The 17860-nt window shown below is 59.7% G+C and carries 14 protein-coding genes and 2 tRNA genes; 12 read left to right on the plus strand and 4 right to left on the minus strand.

Going from position 1 to position 17860, the window contains the following annotated elements:
- Positions 1-6 precede the first annotated feature (6 nt).
- From IEQ42_RS02160 to pdeM, 3 genes are all read left to right on the plus strand, one after another.
- Complete coding sequence (locus IEQ42_RS02160; RefSeq protein ID WP_210702416.1) at positions 7-771, plus strand: ABC transporter ATP-binding protein; 765 nt, start codon at positions 7-9, stop codon at positions 769-771.
- Between the two features lie 189 nt (positions 772-960).
- Positions 961-3447, plus strand: coding sequence for a ligase-associated DNA damage response DEXH box helicase (locus IEQ42_RS02165; RefSeq protein ID WP_210702417.1), 2487 nt, complete (start codon positions 961-963; stop codon positions 3445-3447).
- Positions 3447-4103 carry a ligase-associated DNA damage response endonuclease PdeM gene (pdeM, locus tag IEQ42_RS02170; RefSeq protein ID WP_210702418.1) on the plus strand — a complete coding sequence of 219 codons (657 nt, stop codon included), beginning with the start codon at positions 3447-3449 and terminating at the stop codon, positions 4101-4103. Before IEQ42_RS02165 ends, pdeM begins: the two co-directional genes overlap by 1 nt.
- A 68-nt stretch (positions 4104-4171) precedes the next feature.
- Here pdeM and IEQ42_RS02175 read toward each other — a convergent pair whose 3' ends face one another.
- Positions 4172-4381, minus strand: coding sequence for a hypothetical protein (locus IEQ42_RS02175; protein WP_042557949.1), 210 nt, complete (start codon positions 4379-4381; stop codon positions 4172-4174).
- 107 nt (positions 4382-4488) lie between these two features.
- A complete protein-coding gene (gene dcd, locus IEQ42_RS02180) occupies positions 4489-5055 on the minus strand; it encodes a dCTP deaminase (protein ID WP_010462661.1) in 567 nt (188 codons plus the stop codon).
- 353 nt (positions 5056-5408) lie between these two features.
- Here dcd and IEQ42_RS02185 point away from each other — a divergent pair, with 353 nt between their 5' ends.
- On the plus strand, positions 5409-5618 hold the full coding sequence (locus tag IEQ42_RS02185; protein WP_002554837.1) for a cold-shock protein: 210 nt from the start codon (positions 5409-5411) through the stop codon (positions 5616-5618).
- Positions 5619-5766: 148 nt separating this feature from the next.
- Here the strand turns inward: IEQ42_RS02185 and IEQ42_RS02190 are convergent, their stop codons facing one another.
- Positions 5767-6774: a DUF481 domain-containing protein gene (locus tag IEQ42_RS02190; RefSeq protein ID WP_042557948.1), complete on the minus strand. Its 1008-nt coding sequence runs from the start codon at positions 6772-6774 to the stop codon at positions 5767-5769.
- A gap of 164 nt (positions 6775-6938) precedes the next feature.
- Here IEQ42_RS02190 and IEQ42_RS02195 point away from each other — a divergent pair, with 164 nt between their 5' ends.
- The 4 genes from IEQ42_RS02195 (at position 6939) to IEQ42_RS02210 (ending at position 11711) form a co-directional block, all read left to right on the plus strand.
- A complete protein-coding gene (locus IEQ42_RS02195) occupies positions 6939-7292 on the plus strand; it encodes an MGMT family protein (RefSeq protein ID WP_115146429.1) in 354 nt (117 codons plus the stop codon).
- A 43-nt stretch (positions 7293-7335) separates the two neighbouring features.
- Positions 7336-8895, plus strand: coding sequence for an AmpG family muropeptide MFS transporter (locus tag IEQ42_RS02200; protein ID WP_210702419.1), 1560 nt, complete (start codon positions 7336-7338; stop codon positions 8893-8895).
- A gap of 129 nt (positions 8896-9024) precedes the next feature.
- Entirely contained in the window at positions 9025-10740 is a 1716-nt protein-coding gene (locus IEQ42_RS02205; protein WP_115146427.1) for a proline--tRNA ligase, read from the plus strand.
- 17 nt (positions 10741-10757) lie between these two features.
- Entirely contained in the window at positions 10758-11711 is a 954-nt protein-coding gene (locus IEQ42_RS02210; RefSeq protein WP_150594477.1) for a hypothetical protein, read from the plus strand.
- 110 nt (positions 11712-11821) lie between these two features.
- Here the strand turns inward: IEQ42_RS02210 and dinB are convergent, their stop codons facing one another.
- Complete coding sequence (dinB, locus tag IEQ42_RS02215; protein WP_047299997.1) at positions 11822-12883, minus strand: DNA polymerase IV; 1062 nt, start codon at positions 12881-12883, stop codon at positions 11822-11824.
- Positions 12884-13163: 280 nt separating this feature from the next.
- Between dinB and IEQ42_RS02220 the strand changes: the two genes are divergently transcribed.
- The 4 genes from IEQ42_RS02220 to IEQ42_RS02235 all read left to right on the plus strand — a co-directional run bounded on the left by IEQ42_RS02220 (position 13164) and on the right by IEQ42_RS02235 (position 17736).
- Positions 13164-13240, plus strand: a tRNA-Met gene (locus tag IEQ42_RS02220).
- Between the two features lie 220 nt (positions 13241-13460).
- Positions 13461-13537, plus strand: a tRNA-Met gene (locus tag IEQ42_RS02225).
- 276 nt (positions 13538-13813) lie between these two features.
- Positions 13814-16453 carry a bifunctional lysylphosphatidylglycerol flippase/synthetase MprF gene (mprF, locus tag IEQ42_RS02230; protein ID WP_210702420.1) on the plus strand — a complete coding sequence of 880 codons (2640 nt, stop codon included), beginning with the start codon at positions 13814-13816 and terminating at the stop codon, positions 16451-16453.
- On the plus strand, positions 16453-17736 hold the full coding sequence (locus IEQ42_RS02235; protein WP_210702421.1) for a virulence factor family protein: 1284 nt from the start codon (positions 16453-16455) through the stop codon (positions 17734-17736). The genes mprF and IEQ42_RS02235 overlap by 1 nt, the downstream gene beginning before the upstream one ends.
- Positions 17737-17860: the final 124 nt, after the last annotated feature.

A 17860-nucleotide genomic window follows, 5' to 3' on the forward strand; every position in this document is an offset into this window, starting at 1 on the left:
TGTCCCATGTACAAACTGACCGTTGAAGGCCTGCACAAAAGCTATGGCGACCATCAGGTGCTCAAAGGCGTGTCGCTCAAGGCCAGGACCGGCGACGTGATCAGCCTGATCGGCGCCAGCGGCTCGGGCAAAAGCACGTTTTTACGCTGCATCAACTTTCTCGAACAACCCAACGCCGGCGCCATGAGCCTTGATGACCAGGCCATCCGCATGGTCACCGACCATCACGGCATGCACGTCGCTGACGCAAGTGAGCTGCAACGCCTGCGCACGCGACTGGCGATGGTGTTTCAGCACTTCAACCTGTGGAGCCACATGACCGTGCTGGAAAACATCACCATGGCCCCGCGCCGGGTGCTGGGTTGCAGCAAACAGGAAGCCGAGGATCGCGCGCGGCGCTATCTGGACAAGGTCGGCTTGCCGGCACGCGTGGCGGATCAGTACCCGGCGTTTCTCTCCGGTGGCCAGCAGCAACGCGTGGCAATCGCCCGGGCATTGGCGATGGAGCCGGAAGTCATGCTGTTCGACGAACCGACCTCGGCACTGGACCCGGAGCTGGTGGGTGAAGTGCTGAAGGTGATCCAGGGTCTGGCGGAAGAAGGCCGGACGATGATCATGGTGACGCACGAGATGAGCTTTGCCCGCAAGGTGTCCAGCCAGGTGTTGTTTCTGCATCAGGGCTTGGTGGAAGAGGAAGGTGCCCCCGAAGACGTGTTGGGCAATCCAAAAAACGAACGCCTGAAGCAATTCCTCAGTGGCAACCTGAAATAAGCTACACACGTAAACCCTGTGGGAGCGAGCCTGCTCGCGAAAGCGGTCTGTCAGTCACATTGATTGTGAATGTTCTGCCCCCTTCGCGAGCAGGCTCGCTTCCACGGGAAATCCATCACCCACAAAATTAAACTTGTCCTGCCACGCTGCGGTCATTGGAAGAACCCCTCCAGAGCGCGCGCAGCCGGCATGGCGAAATCTCCCGACCTTGCAAACACCTGGTTCAGCGCCCGTACCTGGAAACCCTTCGTCTTTCAGAAACAGGTCTGGGCCGCCGTAAAAAACGGCCAGTCAGGACTGCTCCACGCCAGCACCGGCGCCGGTAAAACCTATGCGGTGTGGTTTGCCGCGCTCAACCGTTTCGCTCGATCCGCGCCGGTTGTTGAAACGGTGCGCAAACGCAAACCCGTTGCCGCCCCCCTGACCGTGCTGTGGATCACGCCGATGCGCGCCCTCGCCGCCGACACCGCCCGCGCTTTGCAAACGCCGGTGACCGATCTGCAGATCCCGTGGAGCATCGGCCTGCGCACCGGCGACACCAGCAGCAGCGAACGTGCGCGCCAGAGCCGACGTCTGCCGACCACGCTGATTACCACCCCGGAAAGCCTGACGCTGCTACTCGCCCGCGCCGACGCACACAGCGCACTGTCGACCCTGCGCATGATCGTCGTGGACGAATGGCACGAATTGCTCGGCAATAAACGCGGCGTGCAACTGCAACTGGCCCTCGCCCGCCTGCGTTATTGGCAGGCAGACCTGATCGTCTGGGGCGTCTCCGCCACGCTCGGTAATCAATCCCACGCCGAGCAGGTGCTTATCCCACAGGGCGGTGGCGTCAGCATTCAGGGCCAGAGTGAAAAAACCCTCAAGGTCGACACCCTCCTCCCACCGACCATCGAACGCTTTCCCTGGGCCGGACACATCGGTCTGAAGATGCTCCCGCAAGTAGTCGCCGAACTCGACGCCTGCGCCAGTAGCCTGGTGTTCACCAATACCCGGGCGCAGTCGGAAATCTGGTATCAAGCGCTGCTTGAAGCGCGGCCGGACTGGGCCGGGTTAATCGCTTTGCACCACAGCTCATTGTCCCGTGACACCCGCGACTGGGTAGAGCAGGCATTGAAGGACGGCCATTTGAAGGCCGTGGTCTGCACGTCCAGCCTGGATCTGGGCGTGGATTTTTTGCCGGTGGAGCGCGTGCTGCAAATCGGTTCGGCCAAGGGTGTCGCCCGCCTGATGCAGCGCGCCGGGCGTTCCGGACATGCACCGGGACGTACCTCGCGGGTGACGCTGGTGCCCACCCACAGCCTCGAGCTGATCGAAGCTGTCGCTGCCCGCGATGCCGTGGCGCAACGGCGTATCGAACCGCGACGCTCACCACTCAAACCGCTGGATGTGCTGGTGCAACATTTGGTCAGCATGGCGCTGGGTGGCGGATTTATCCCCGAGGAGCTGTACGAAGAAGTCCGCGGCGCCTGGGCTTATCGTGATCTGACGCAGGCGGATTGGGCGTGGGCGCTGGCATTCGTACGTCATGGCGGGATGTCTCTGACGGCGTATCCGGATTACCGACGAGTCGAACCGGATGAGCACGGTGTCTGGCGCGTGCCAGATGCGCGCCTGGCGCGGCGGCACCGCATGAGCATCGGCACCATCGTCAGCGACGCGAGCATTCAGCTGAAGTTCTGGAGCAAGGGTGGCGGCGGCAAGCAACTGGGCAGCGTCGAAGAAGGTTTTATTGCGCGGCTCAAGCCCGGTGATGGCTTTCTGTTTGCCGGACGTTTGCTGGAGCTGGTACGTGTGGAGAACATGACCGCCTACGTCAAACGCAGCACCGCGAAAAAAGCCGCCGTACCGCGCTGGAATGGCGGGCGCATGCCGCTTTCCAATGAATTGGCCGAGGCGGTAGTGACACGCTTCACCGCCGCCGCACAGGGTGATTTTGTCGGGCCGGAAATGCAGGCGCTGCGCCCTTTGCTGGAAACCCAGGCGCGCTGGTCTGGCCTGCCCACGACGCACAACTTACTGGTCGAAGTACTGAAATCCCGCGAAGGCTGGCACCTTTTCCTCTATCCGTTTGCCGGTCGCCAAGTGCACCTGGGGCTCGCCAGTCTGCTCGCGTGGCGTGCCAGTCAGCGTCAGCCGGTGACGTTCTCGATCGCGGTCAACGATTACGGTCTGGAGTTGCTCAGTGCCACACCGGTTGATTGGTCGCAGCAACTTGATGCCGAACTGTTCAGCCCCGAACATCTGCTGCGCGATGTGCTGGCCAGCCTCAACGCCGGTGAACTGGCCCTGCGACGTTTTCGCGAAATAGCCCGAATTGCCGGGCTGGTGTTCGCCGGCTACCCCGGCGCGCCAAAAAGTACCCGCCAGGTGCAGGCCTCCAGCGGTTTGTTTTTCGAGGTTTTCAAACAATATGACGCCGACAACCTGCTGCTGGCGCAGGCCGGGGAAGAAGTCCTGCGAGAGGAACTGGATATTCACAGGCTCGAACAGACGCTGGAGCACATCAATCGCATGAAACTCGACGTACACCTGATCAAACGTCCTACACCCTTAGGCTTTCCGCTGCTGGTGGAACGCATGCGCGAGAGCATGAGCTCGGAAAAACTCGCTGACCGGATCAGACGGATGGTGGGTGATCTGGAGCAATCAGCCGACAAGGGCAAGGGCTGATGAATGCGCCCTACCCCGTTCGTCTGGCCGGTGAGGAGCTCTGGTTGTTACCGGAAAAGGCCCTGTATTGGCCGGAGCAGCAAGCGCTGTTAATCGCCGATGTGCATTTCGGCAAGGCTGCCGCCTATCGCAGCCTCGGTCAGCCGGTTCCGCAAGGCACGACGGCGAGCAACATCGCCGTGATTGATCGACTGTTGGCGAAACTGCCCTGTCGGCAACTGATCTTTCTTGGCGATTTTCTCCATGGCCCGGGCTCCCATGCGCCAGGCACGTTAAACGCGCTGTCCGAATGGCGGTCGCGCCACGCTGATCTGCCGATGACGCTGATTCGCGGCAATCACGACAAACGCGCGGGTGACCCGCCCGCATCGTTGAACATTCGCGTGGTGCCGGAGCCGCTGTTGCTTGGCCCGTTCGCCTTGCAACACGAGCCCGATCCCCACGCCGAAAGACACGTGCTGGCCGGGCATGTGCATCCGGTCTATCGGCTGCACGGCAAAGGCCGGCAGAGCTTGCGTCTGGCCTGTTTCAAACTCGGCGAGCGCATCAGCCTGATGCCGGCGTTCGGTGCGTTCACCGGTGGTTATCAGGTCAACCGCGACGAAACCTGCAGGATTTTTGTTATCGGTGACAACGAAATTTGGCCAGTCAGTTGAAGTCTTTACGGACCTCTACTGACCGACCATTCATTTAGCGCGTCATTCAGCGCGTTTTTTAGTGCAAATCAGGCGACAGGTGCCGGTGGCGGCTCATCCGGAAGGGTCGGTTCGCCCGGCTCGGTCGGTTGTTCGTTGGGGGTGTCGGGATCAGGCTGACCAGGAATCCCGCCGGCCATGCTGATGGGCGGATGTGCCAACAAGGACCAGGCTAAAACGCCAATCTGATTGGGCTCAAGCCTTGCCAGTTCGGCACTGATATGCGGATCGATCTTCATGGGGCACTCCTCGGCGAAGGCCCGTTTTGCCAGACACAAAAACGGGCAGTACACCCCATAGAGTGTCTACCCGCCAAAGAATTCCCGACATCCGCCGGATGGACGAATCAGGTACGCGGCAGAGTCACGCCACGCTGGCCCTGATACTTGCCGCCGCGATCCTTGTAGGAAACTTCACATTCCTCGTCGGATTCAAGAAAGAGCATCTGCGCCACGCCTTCGTTGGCGTAGATTTTTGCCGGCAGATTGGTGGTGTTGGAGAATTCCAGGGTCACGTGACCTTCCCACTCAGGCTCGAGCGGGGTGACGTTGACGATAATGCCGCAACGCGCGTAGGTGCTTTTACCCAGGCAGATGGTCAGCACATTGCGTGGAATACGGAAGTATTCGACGGTGCTGGCCAGGGCGAAGGAGTTCGGCGGAATGATGCAGACGTCACTATGGATGTCGACGAAGCTGCCGGCGTCGAAGTTTTTCGGATCGACGATGGCCGAGTTGATGTTGGTGAACACCTTGAAGTGGCTGGTGCAACGCACATCGTAGCCGTAGCTCGACACGCCATAGGAGATCACGCGGTTGTCGTCACTGCCACGCACCTGGCGCTCGACGAACGGTTCGATCATGCCGTGTTCCTGCGCCATGCGGCGAATCCACTTGTCCGATTTGATGCTCATGGCGGGTGTCCTGAATAGCGAGGTGGAAAAATTCTGTCCGGCATCTTACCGGTCGCGCCGCCGCGTTCAAAGTGCGCGGTGCAATTCTCGCCGAACACCCTGGATTTGCGGACTCTGGCGACGAACTGTCACACCGCCGATCCCGAAATTAAAGAAACCTTCGCAAGAAGCATTGGCACATTCCGGAAAAAGGGTTAAGGTGGCGCCACTGTGCTGCTTGTGTCACTGAGAATCTCTACACGATATGTTGAATTTCGATCCAACCATCTACAAGAATTTTTCCTGCTCTTTGCACTCAGTCTCGGCCAGGGTTCTTCCTGTGTCGCAGTTATCTTTGTTCAAGGAGTTACACCATGTCTAATCGCCAAACCGGTACCGTTAAGTGGTTCAACGATGAAAAAGGCTTCGGCTTCATCACCCCACAATCCGGTGACGACCTGTTCGTTCACTTCAAAGCTATCCAATCCGACGGCTTCAAAAGCCTGAAAGAAGGCCAACAGGTTTCTTTCATCGCTACCCGCGGTCAGAAAGGCATGCAAGCTGAGGAAGTACAAGTTATCTAACTTGTAGCTTCTTTAGAAAAGAGCCCCGCCCTTAAAAGCGGGGCTTTTTTGTGGGCGTCTGTTTTTCAGGCGCAAAAAAAAGATCGCAGCCTTCGGCAACCCCTCCTGAATCCAGGGGCTGCCGAAGGCTGCGATCTTTTGCTTTACGTTACCAAGCCACGCCAAACCCAGCGGTATAACGGGTCTTGTTCAAATCTGCATCATTGGTACCGCTGATGATGTCACGCTCGGCCTTCAGGTTCAGCGAGGCCCACTCGGTGACCTTGTAGCGCAAGCCCATCTCGGCATCCAGCGCGTAATTGGCCACGTTGGACAACGGCTTGCCAACTTCGCCGTTGGTGAAGAACTCGACCTTCTTGCCGATCAGGTAGCGGTTGTAGTCCCACTTCATGGCAACGGAATAGAAGTTGTCCTTGCTGCCATCCTTGTATTCGTAATCGGTGCGGTTGAGCAGCGAGCCCAGCGAGAACGCACCCAGTTCATCATCCCAGAACTGGTAGCCAGGACCGGTACCGACGACACGCTGACGCGCCAGCTCTTCGATGTGATCGCGCTTGTAGTTCAGACGCCCCTGCCAGAACCACTGATCGGTCAGGAAGCGGTCCAGGGAGTACTCGGCGCGCCAGTTGTCGGTGGTGGTCACATCGTCCTGAACTTCACGGTTGTATTCGCCTTCGGCAATGTGCCGCCAGCGACCGTGCCGCGCCGTAGTCTTGAAGCCGATGTCGTAATCGTCGGTGTCCTTCTCCGCACGCTGATAGTCCAGCGCCAGATCGACATTGCCTTTCCACACCAGATCCTCGACCACCGGTTTGGGCTTGAGAATCTGCTGAATGCTCGCCAGTTCCACGGTCTTTGGCGCTTCGCCATTGGCCAGGGTGACCTTGCCGTCGTCAGCCGCGGTCAGCGATTTGGACATTTCACCCGTGTAGGCATCCTGCTTGACCAGCAGATGCTGATCACTGTCCAGGGTTTTGACTTCTTTCCAGTCAATCGTGACTGCCCCGGCATATTTGGTCTGGATCAACAGCTTGCCGCCGTCGAACACAGTGATAGTGCCGGTCAGCTTGTCACCGTTCTTCATCCAGACGGTGTCGGCAAGCAGGGGCGTGGATGCGCTACAAACAGCAAGGCACAGCAAGGTTCTGGAAAACATAAGCGAATCGAAGGCTCAAGTTTGCGTAAAAGGATCGGCATTATCCGGAGGAATAAGACCCTGACAAGGAGTGACCTGACTATTTCCATTGAGTTCATTTCTCAACTGGCCGATCAGGGTTTACGCTTCAGGCATTAATTCGACCCCGTTCAGGAACCGCGTACGTGACAGACCCGATCCATGAAGGCGAAAGCGAGGCGCAAATCCGACGCACGGCGCTCTACTCGACCCTTGCGCAAGTGCCCGCAGGTAAAGTCGTCAGCTACGGTCAATTGGCTGATCTCGCCGGGTTGGGGCGCGCTGCCCGCTGGGTCGGCCGCACGCTCAGCCAATTGCCCAGCGACACCAAACTGCCCTGGCACCGCGTTCTCGGTGCCGGCGGTCGGATCAGCCTGCCGGCAGGCAGTCCCTCGGGCGATGAACAACGCGCGCGTTTGCGCATGGAAGGCATTACCGTCCTGAACAATCGTGTGGATATTCAACGCCATGGCTGGCGTCCGGTAGAGCACTGCGGTTAGAGTGCGCGCTTTGTTCCCGCAATCTTGAGGCAGACTTCAGCCCATGCCCCGTAAAACCTGGCGCGCCGCGCTCGCCGCCTATGCCAGTCCTTCGACGCTCGTGCTGTTGTTGCTGGGTTTCGCCGCCGGCCTGCCGTACATGCTGGTGTTCTCAACGCTGTCGGTCTGGCTGCGTGAAGCCGGCGTGGCCCGTGAAACCATCGGCTACGCCAGCCTGATCGGTCTCGCCTACGCATTCAAATGGGTCTGGTCACCGCTGCTCGACCAATGGCGCCTGCCGTTGCTGGGCAAGCTTGGCCGTCGCCGTTCGTGGCTGGTGCTTTCGCAGTCACTGGTAATCCTGGGCCTGATCGGCATGGGCTTCTGCGATCCGCAGAAGCATCTGTCCTGGCTGATCGCCATTGCGGTGATCGTTGCCTTCGCTTCCGCGACCCAAGACATTGCGGTCGATGCCTATCGCCTGGAAATTGCCGACGACAGTCGACAAGCCGCTCTCGCTGCAAGTTATATGTCCGGCTATCGCATAGCCGCGTTGCTGGCGACTGCCGGCGCATTGTTTTTCGCTGAAGGTTTTGGCTCAACCGGCTTCAACTATCAGCACTCGGCCTGGGCCGGCACCTACTTGCTGTTTGGCGCGCTAATGATCCCTGCCCTGCTGACAACGCTGTTCATGCGTGAACCGCCTGTACCGTTGCGCACGCAGTTGCAGGCCGGGCGATACACCTTCATGCATCAACTGATGTCCGTGTTCGTGCTGATCGTCTTGCTGGTGTCTGTGCCGGCGATGTTCACCCAGCTCTACAACACCGATTTCGCCAGCGTGCTGTTCGAAGGCGCCAGCCTGCTCGACCTGCTGCTGGAAGACCGTGCCTTCCTGCGCGCCATCCTCTATACGCTGCTCACCGCATTGTGCCTGTCGGCCATGGGTCGTCGCGGACTGGCACCGGTACTGACGCCGGTCAACGACTTCATCCTGCGCTACCGCTGGCAAGCACTGCTGCTGCTCGGATTGATTGCCACCTATCGGATGTCGGACACGGTGATGGGCGTGATGGCCAACGTGTTCTATATCGACCAGGGGTTCACCAAGGATCAGATTGCCAGTGTCAGCAAGATATTCGGCCTGATCATGACCCTCGTCGGCGCCGGCATGGGCGGACTGCTGATTGTGCGTTTCGGCATTCTGCCGATCCTGCTCATCGGCGGCGCAGCGTCGGCGGGCACCAACCTGCTGTTCCTGATGCTCGCCGACATGGGGCCGAACCTGCAGATGCTGATGGTGACCATTTCCCTGGACAACTTCAGTTCCGGCTTGGCGACGTCTGCATTTGTCGCTTACCTGTCGAGCCTGACCAACCTGAAGTTCTCCGCGACGCAATACGCGCTGCTCAGTTCGATCATGCTCCTGCTACCGCGCCTGATTGGCGGCTATTCCGGGGTCATGGTCGAGAAGTTCGGTTACCACAACTTCTTCCTGATCACTGCACTGCTCGGCGTGCCGACACTGGTGCTGATCGCGCTGCACTGGTTCCAGGAAAGCCGCCGCGAAGGCCCGACGCCGACGCCCGAGCCTGTACCGACGCCACTCGCGGACGAATCGTAAGACGTTTCGCCAACGGCGGGAGGAATCCCGCCGTTGGACCTCACTGCCGGCCGCACTTCTGTACGTCAGCAAAACTCGCCGGTACACTGCTCCGTCATTTCCAGTCTTAGCAACCGACAACGGCCAACCATGCGCACCAGTCAATTTTTGCTCGCCACACAGAAAGAAACGCCTTCCGATGCGGTCGTCATCAGCCACCAGCTGATGCTGCGTGCCGGCATGATCCGCAAACTCGCCTCGGGCCTGTACACCTGGCTGCCGATGGGCTTGCGGGTAATGCGCAAGGTTGAAGCCATCGTTCGCGAAGAAATGAACGCCGCCGGCTCTCTGGAAGTGTTGATGCCGAGCACCCAACCGGCCGAGCTGTGGCAGGAATCGGGGCGCTGGGAAGAATACGGCCCTGAGTTGCTGCGCTTCAAAGACCGCCACGGTCGTGACTTCTGCGCGGGCCCGACCCACGAAGAAGTGATCACCGATCTGATGCGCAACGAGTTGAGCAGCTATAAGCAGCTGCCAATCAACCTGTACCAGATCCAGACCAAATTCCGTGATGAAATCCGCCCACGCTTCGGCTTGATGCGCGGCCGCGAATTCATCATGAAGGACGCGTACTCCTTCCACGCCGATCAGCCGTCGCTGCAGGTCACTTATGACCGCATGCACCTGGCGTATTGCAACATCTTCACTCGCCTGGGCCTGAAATTCCGCCCGGTTGAAGCCGACAACGGCTCGATCGGTGGCGCCGGTTCCCACGAGTTCCACGTGCTGGCCGAGTCCGGCGAAGACGATATCGCTTTCAGTAACGGCTCCGACTACGCGGCGAACGTCGAGAAGGCTGAGGCAGTGCCGCGCGAAACTTCGCGCCCTGCTGCGAGCGAAGAGCTGCGCCTGGTCGATACGCCAGACACCAAGACCATTGCCGCGCTGGTGGAAAAATTCAATCTGCCGATTGAAAAGACCATCAAGACCCTGATCGTGCGCGCCGAAGAAGAAGGCAAGCTGATCGCGCTGGTCATTCGTGGTGACCACGAACTCAACGAGATCAAGGCAGCCCAGCAACCTGGCGTTGCCAGCCCGCTGGTCATGGCCACCGACGCCGACCTGCGTGACGCGATTGGCGCCGGCGCCGGCTCGCTCGGCCCGCTGAACCTGCCACTGCCGATCATCATCGACCGCTCGGTCGAACTGATGAGCGACTTCGCTATCGGCGCCAACATCGACGACAAGCACTACTTCGGCGTCAACTGGGAGCGCGATCTGCCGGTTCCAACCGTGGCCGACCTGCGTAACGTGGTTGCTGGCGACCCAAGCCCGGACGGCAAGGGCACGCTGGAAATCGCACGCGGCATCGAAGTGGGGCACATCTTCCAGCTGGGCAACAAGTACAGCAAAGCGATGAAGTGCGAAGTGCTGGGCGAGAACGGCAAGCCTGTCACCCTTGAAATGGGTTGCTACGGTATCGGCGTGTCCCGTGTAGTGGCAGCCGCCATCGAGCAGAACAACGACGAAAACGGCATTATCTGGAGCGACACTCTTGCGCCGTTCCAGGTCGCCCTCGTACCGCTGCGCTATGAAACCGAGCAGGTGCGCGAAGCCACCGACAAGCTGTACGCAGAACTGACTGCGGCCGGTTTCGAAGTGCTGCTGGATGATCGCGACAAGAAAACCAGCCCGGGCATCAAGTTCGCAGACATGGAACTGATCGGCATTCCACACCGGATCGTGGTCAGTGACCGCGGCCTCGCCGAAGGTAACCTAGAATACAAGAGCCGTACCGAAGGCGAGGCGCAAGCGCTGCCGGTGGCTGACGTATTGTCCTTCCTTCAGGCCCGTATCCGCCGCTGAAACCAGATAGAGACGTCATGTTCAAGCGAAACACCTTGGGCCTCGGAGGCACCGCCCTGTGCGGTGCCCTGCTGGTCAGCGGCTGTGCCAATCACATGTCACAACGCAGCGAGCACGAAGAGCGGATCGAGCGAAAACTGCTCGATCACCGCCTGCAGATTGATGTCGGTGAGCCCAAGGTGCTTGAGCTGCCGCAGCGACGCGTAAAGATCAACGAGCAGAAGACTTTCGAAGTCACCGAGTTCGAAGTCACCCGCCGTTACGATCGTTACACGCCTTACCAGCCCTGGCGCGAGGTCTACGAGATTCCGTTGGGTGCGGTGGCGGTGGTCGGTGGCGTCGGCGCGAACGTGGTCAACGTCTTCGCGCTCGGCAATCTGCCGGACAGCGTGACCCGGGACTGGCTCAGCTACGGTTTTGCCGGGCTCAACCCGTTCATGAACGTGCAATCCAACGGTCGTGCGCAACAGAACCTGGCCGGCATCGATGAAATCCAGCGCGACAAGCGCACGGAGTATTCGAGCCTGCCGTGGAGCGAGCGTCCAGTGCAGGTCAAGGCTGGCAAGCAGACCTTCGAGATGACCACCGACCGTAACGGCGTGTTGCGTCTGAACCTGCTCGACAGTCCGTTTGCCGAGAATGATCTCAACCATGTCGGCAAATTGCAGATCAGCGTCGAGGATGCCAAGGATGACGTGCACTCTGACTCATCCCTGATGATCAGCAGCCACCTGCGCGGCAAATTGCTGGAGGCGCACGGGCTGATCTACGACGATCTGGAAGATGACGAAGTCAGCGAGTGGGTCCACCGGGTCAAACGTCTCTCGGAACTGGGGCTGGAAGAAGAAGCCAGCGAACTGGAACAGAGCTTGATCGAGTTGACGCGCAACGATCCTGAGTTGCAGGCTGAGTTTCTCAAGTCGCTGACCAAGGATGCCGGGCGACTGGTCGCGGATCCGGGACCGAATTAACAGCAGAAGCTTCGCGAGCAGGCTCGCTCCCACATTGAATGTGTGCATGACACAGAACCAATGCGGGAGCGAGCCTGCTCGCGAAAGCGATATCAGCAACACCACCACAGCTACCGCTCAAACAACTCCATCTGCTCAAACCCGCCCCGCAAGTCCTCCAGCCTCACCCCGACCCCAAGCAACCGCACCGGTTTACCCCCGCGATTGAATGCTTGCGTCAGCATTAACTGATAACTGCCCAGATCCCGCCCTGCCCCGGCCTGCTCCAATGTGGTCTGGGTGAAGTCATGAAACTTCACTTTGACGAACGGCTTGCCCGGCCGATAACTGCTGTCGATACGGGCCATGCGGGTTTTCAGGGTTTCGAGCAGCTCGGGCAACTTGTCCAGGCAACTGCGCAGATCCGGTAGATCAACGTCGTAGGTATTTTCCACGCTGATCGACTGACGGCGACTGTCGTTGTGCACCAGCCTGTCATCGATCCCACGAGCAAGACTCCACATTCGCTCACCGAAACTGCCGAATTCGCGCACCAGTGCCAGCTTGTCCCACTCGCGCAGGTGCTGACAGTCGACGATACCGAGTCGGCCCAGTTTGTCAGCGGTGACTTTGCCAACACCGTGCAGCTTGCTGACGGGCAGACCGCTAACAAAGTCTTCGACCTGATCCGGGGTTATCACAAACAAACCGTTGGGCTTCTTCCAGTCGCTGGCAATCTTCGCCAGAAACTTGTTCGGCGCCACGCCTGCGGAGACAGTGATATGCAACTGATTGGAAACGCGACGGCGGATGTCCTGGGCAATGCGCGTGGCACTGCCGCCGAAATGCGCGCTGTCCGACACGTCGAGGTAGGCTTCATCCAGCGACAAAGGCTCGATCAAGTCAGTGTAATCAGCAAAGATTGTGTGAATTTCCTTCGACGCTTCACGGTAAGCATCCATGCGCGGCTTGACGATGGTCAGGTCGGGGCACAGCTTTAGAGCGTGACCGGAGGACATGGCCGAGCGCACGCCATACGCCCGCGCCTCGTAATTACACGTGGCAATCACCCCGCGCCGATCTGCCGACCCGCCCACCGCCAACGGCTTGCCGGCCAGACGCGGGTCATCGCGCATCTCGATGGCGGCGTAGAAACAGTCACAGTCGACGTGGATGATTTTTCGCTGAGTCATGTCAGAAAAGGAAACGTGGCGAACCGGATCGGCAGTATCTCACTCACAACTGTATATAGCACCAGTGGTCAGAATGTTCTTTTCCTTCGGTAGGAAAGCTCCTGTGAATTTATTTTCTCAATCGAAGAACGACCGCCAATAGAGCTGAAATCCTTGCTCCGCCTGCCCTGCGGCCTGTTCTTGCCATCAAGAAAAGCGCTAACCGATTGAACCTCAACGAATTTTATCCAGATTGAAGGTTGACACCCCGGCGATCCTCTGTAGAATGCCGACACACAGACGCGGGATGGAGCAGTCTGGTAGCTCGTCGGGCTCATAACCCGAAGGTCGTCGGTTCAAATCCGGCTCCCGCAACCAAACATCAAAAAAGGCTACTCGAAAGAGTGGCCTTTTTTGTGCGCGCTTGTTTTGCAAAAGAAAGACTGCAGGGAGCGCCCTCCTCCAAACGGGAATTCGTTGCATTTCTTAGGGTTACCCGTCACATGCGACAGTTTGACGCGATTTCGCACTTATTTGACCCTTTACGGGATTAGCGGTTGACACCCCGCCGTTCGCCTGTAGAATGCCGCCACACAGACGCGGGATGGAGCAGTCTGGTAGCTCGTCGGGCTCATAACCCGAAGGTCGTCGGTTCAAATCCGGCTCCCGCAACCAAACATCAAAAAAGGCTACTCGAAAGAGTGGCCTTTTTTGTGTCCGCTGAAAAAGTCCTTTCGCAACAATGAGCTGTCATCGTGCAGTGAACCTTCCAGGATCATCAGAAACGCCGAGTTGCGACTATGTGAGTCGCGGCGCAGACGCCTGCAATCCATGACTGCCCTCGCCGAGCCTCGACGAGAGGCGTAATATTTTGTGATTATTTTTTTCCACAGGGATTGGTAACTTGGCTGGATACCTCCATCCTGTCGCGCACAATCCAAGAGGTGATTGATGCGCGCCAACTCGTCTGATCCACAAGGCAATATCACAGCGGAACACCCGATCAAACCCGAGCGTTTGCGCTTGCTGGATCGGTTAAGCAAATATCGTCAACCCATCGGTCTGGCGGTCACTCTGCTGCTGTTTGCCATCGCACTGATTGCCTGTCGCCATCTGCTCGCCGAACTCGATCTCGATGCCTTGCACGACTCGATTCTCGAGGTACCGAAACCTGCCCTGCTCGGCGCGCTCGGTGCGACCGTGGTCGGCTTCATTATTCTACTGGGCTATGAATGGTCGGCCGCCCGCTACGCTGGCGTGACATTGCCACCACGCACGCTGGCCCTCGGCGGCTTCACCGCGTTTGCGATAGGCAACGCGATCGGCCTGTCGCTGCTGTCCGGCGGCTCGGTGCGCTACCGTTTATATGCACGGCTTGGCGTGAGCGCATCGGAAGTTGCGCACATGACCTTGTTCGCCAGCCTGTCGCTGGGCTGCGCCTTGCCACCGCTGGCCGCACTCGCGACCCTCAGCGATCTGCCCGGCGCATCCCAGGCCCTGGGGTTGTCTGAAGGATTGCTCGGCACTGTTGCTGGCGCCGTACTCCTGCTGGGCGCGATTCTGGCGATCGGCATCTATCGTCGGCGTCTGCCGGAACAACCATTCGCGCACAATCTGCTGGTCAAGGCCGGCCGCCGCACCTTGCGCCTGCCGGGTCGACGCCTGACGTTCATGCAACTCGTCATCACCGCCCTCGACGTTGCCGCTGCCGCCACCGTGCTTTATCTGTTACTGCCGGAAGCCCCACCGTTTGGCGCGTTTCTGCTGGTGTATCTGTTGGCCCTGGCCGCTGGTGTACTCAGCCATGTGCCGGGCGGCGTCGGAGTATTCGAGGCGATTCTGCTGGCCGCGTTCGCCAATCAGCTTGGTGCCGCGCCACTCGCCGCTGCGCTGCTGCTGTATCGCCTGATCTACGTAGTGGCACCGCTTCTGGTGGCTTGCGTGCTGCTGCTGATCAACGAAGGCCAGCGCCTGTTTCAGACCCAGACCATGCGCGCAGCATCCGGTCTGGCTGCGCCGATTCTGGCGGTGCTGGTATTTCTGTCCGGCGTGGTGCTGCTGTTCTCCGGCGCCACCCCAGAGATCGACACGCGCCTGGAACACATCGGTTTTCTGATCCCGCATCGACTGGTCGACGCTTCGCACTTCGGCGCCAGCCTGATCGGCGTGCTGTGTCTGTTGCTGGCCCAGGGCTTGCGACGCCGGTTGTCGGCGGCGTGGATGCTGACCACCATTCTGTTGCTGGTCGGCGCCCTGCTCTCGCTGCTCAAGGGTTTCGACTGGGAAGAAGCCTTGTTGATGACCCTGACGGCAAGTCTGCTGGCGGTGTTCCGCCGCTCGTTCTATCGCCCGAGCCGCTTGACCGAACTGCCGTTCTCGCCGCTGTACCTGGTAGCCAGCCTGTGTGTGCTGGGTGCTTCAGCCTGGTTGTTGCTGTTCGCTTATCAAGACGTGCCATACAGCCATCAACTCTGGTGGCAGTTCACCCTCGACGCCGACGCCCCACGCGGTCTGCGCTCGCTGCTCGGCGCCGCAGTACTGTTGCTGGTGATTGCCCTGACTTGGTTGCTGCGCACCGCGCGCCCGGTCATTCACCTGCCAACGCCGGACGAACTGGATCGCGCCTCAAAGATTCTGATGGCATCGTCTCAACCCGATGGCGGCCTCGCCCTGACCGGTGACAAGGCGTTGCTGTTTCACCAGAACGACGAAGCGTTCCTGATGTACGCCCGCCGTGGCCGCAGTCTGGTAGCCCTGTACGACCCGATCGGCCCCGGCCAGCAACGGGCCGAGATGATCTGGCAGTTCCGCGACCTGTGCGACATCCACCACGCCCGCCCTGTGTTCTATCAAGTGCGCGCGGAAAACCTGCCGTACTACATGGACATCGGCCTGACTGCGATCAAGCTTGGCGAAGAAGCGCGAGTCGACCTCACCCGCTTTGACCTCGAAGCCAAGGGCAAGGAGATGAAGGATCTGCGTTACACCTGGAACCGTGGCACCCGTGACGGCCTGTCGCTGGAGATCCATGAACCGGGTCAGGCGCCGATGGATGAGCTCAAGGTGATTTCCGATGCCTGGCTGACCGGCAAGAATGTGCGCGAGAAAGGCTTCTCCCTCGGCCGTTTCAGCGACGATTACCTGAAGCATTTCCGCATCGCGGTGATTCGCTTCGAAGGCCGCCCGGTGGCGTTTGCCAATCTGCTCGAGACCTACAGCCATGACCTGGCCAGTCTCGACCTGATGCGCGCACACCCGGACGCGCCAAAACTGACCATGGAATTCATGATGGTCGGCCTGATTCAACACTATAAGAGTCACGGATACGCGCGCTTCAGCCTGGGCATGGTGCCGTTGTCGGGGTTGCAACCCCGGCGTGGTGCACCGCTGACCCAGCGTCTGGGCTCGATGGTTTTCCGCCGTGGTGAGCAGCTGTACAACTTCCAAGGCTTGCGCCGCTTCAAAGACAAATTCCAGCCTGACTGGGAACCCCGTTATATGGCCGTGCCCGCCGGACTCGATCCGTTGGTGGCGCTGGCCGACACTGCTGCCCTGATCGCGGGCGGCTTGACTGGATTGGTGAAACGCTGATGATTCAACGCTCCCTGAAGTACATCCTGGCCGCGCTGATCGTGCTGGCCGTGATTGCCGGCGGCGGTTTCTGGTACCTCAAACGCCCGGCACCGGAACCGACCCTCGAACAGCTCAAACCCGCCGATGGCACCGCCATGACCCGCGTCATCCCTGGCACCAAGCCTAGGGCGCAGGTGCTGGTGGCCGTCACCGAAGAGCAGAAACTCAGCGACAAACAGCTGAGCACCCTGAGCCGCAGCGCCTCGGCGCAGATCGTTCAGGTGATTCTGCCCAAGGACTGCCTGCTGCAAAGCCGCGCCCTGCAAACCGGTCTGCGTGAACTGAACGGCCCGGCCACACTCGTGAGCGGCATTGGCCCAGGCGCCGTGCTGGCCTGGCGCTGGTTGTCCGAGCAGAAGGACGACAAGGCTCAGGCCATCTCCGTCGACCTCGCGCTGGAAAAACCCGGTTGCACTCACCTGCTGCCGAAAGCCGCCGCCCACGGCCACTGGCTGGTGGCGTGGAACGACAACCCGGACGACGCCAGCGCAGGTTTTGTGCGCGATCAACCGAACGCCGAAACCAGCATCAGTGACTACGACATCAACCTGCCGCAAGTGCTGAACAACGAACTGCGCAAGATCCTCGTCGGTGGCGACAAGGCCAATGGTGGTCTGGCGATCCCGGTGGTTGAAGTGCCGGCCGGTCAGGCCAAGGACACCGTAACCCTGTTCCTCTCCGGTGACGGCGGCTGGCGAGACCTGGACCGCGACGTGGCCGGTGAAATGGCCAAGATCGGCTACCCGGTCGTCGGCATCGACACCCTGCGCTACTACTGGCAGCACAAGAGCCCGGAGCAAAGTGCGCTCGACCTGACCGAACTGATGCAACACTACCGGCAAAAGTGGGGCACCAAGCGCTTCATCCTCACCGGTTATTCGTTCGGTGCCGACGTCCTGCCGGCGATCTACAATCGCCTGCCGGACACCGAGCAGCAGCGCGTCGACGCAATCATCCTGCTGGCCTTCGCCCGCACCGGCAGTTTCGAAATCGAAGTCGAAGGCTGGCTCGGCAACGCCGGCAAAGAAGCCGCCACCGGCCCGGAAATGGCCAAGCTGCCACCGGCCAAGGTTGTGTGCATCTATGGTGAAGAAGAGGCCGATGAAAGCGGTTGCACTGACAAGACTGCGGTGGGTGAAGCGGTGAAACTGCCGGGTGGTCATCACTTCGATGAGAACTACCCGGCGCTGGCAAAGCGTCTGGTGGACTTGATCCAGAAGCGTCAGGCGGCTGAAGAGTGATCTAAAGCCCCAACAAAAAGCCCCCGGCGCCGTAAGGCACCGGGGGCTTTTTACATTCCGGCAGCCGCCAAAATTTCCCGTGGGAGCGAGCCTGCTCGCAAATTCGGTGGGTCAGTAAACAGAT

The organism is Pseudomonas iridis, from assembly GCF_017980685.1.
Lineage (GTDB): Bacteria > Pseudomonadota > Gammaproteobacteria > Pseudomonadales > Pseudomonadaceae > Aquipseudomonas > Aquipseudomonas iridis.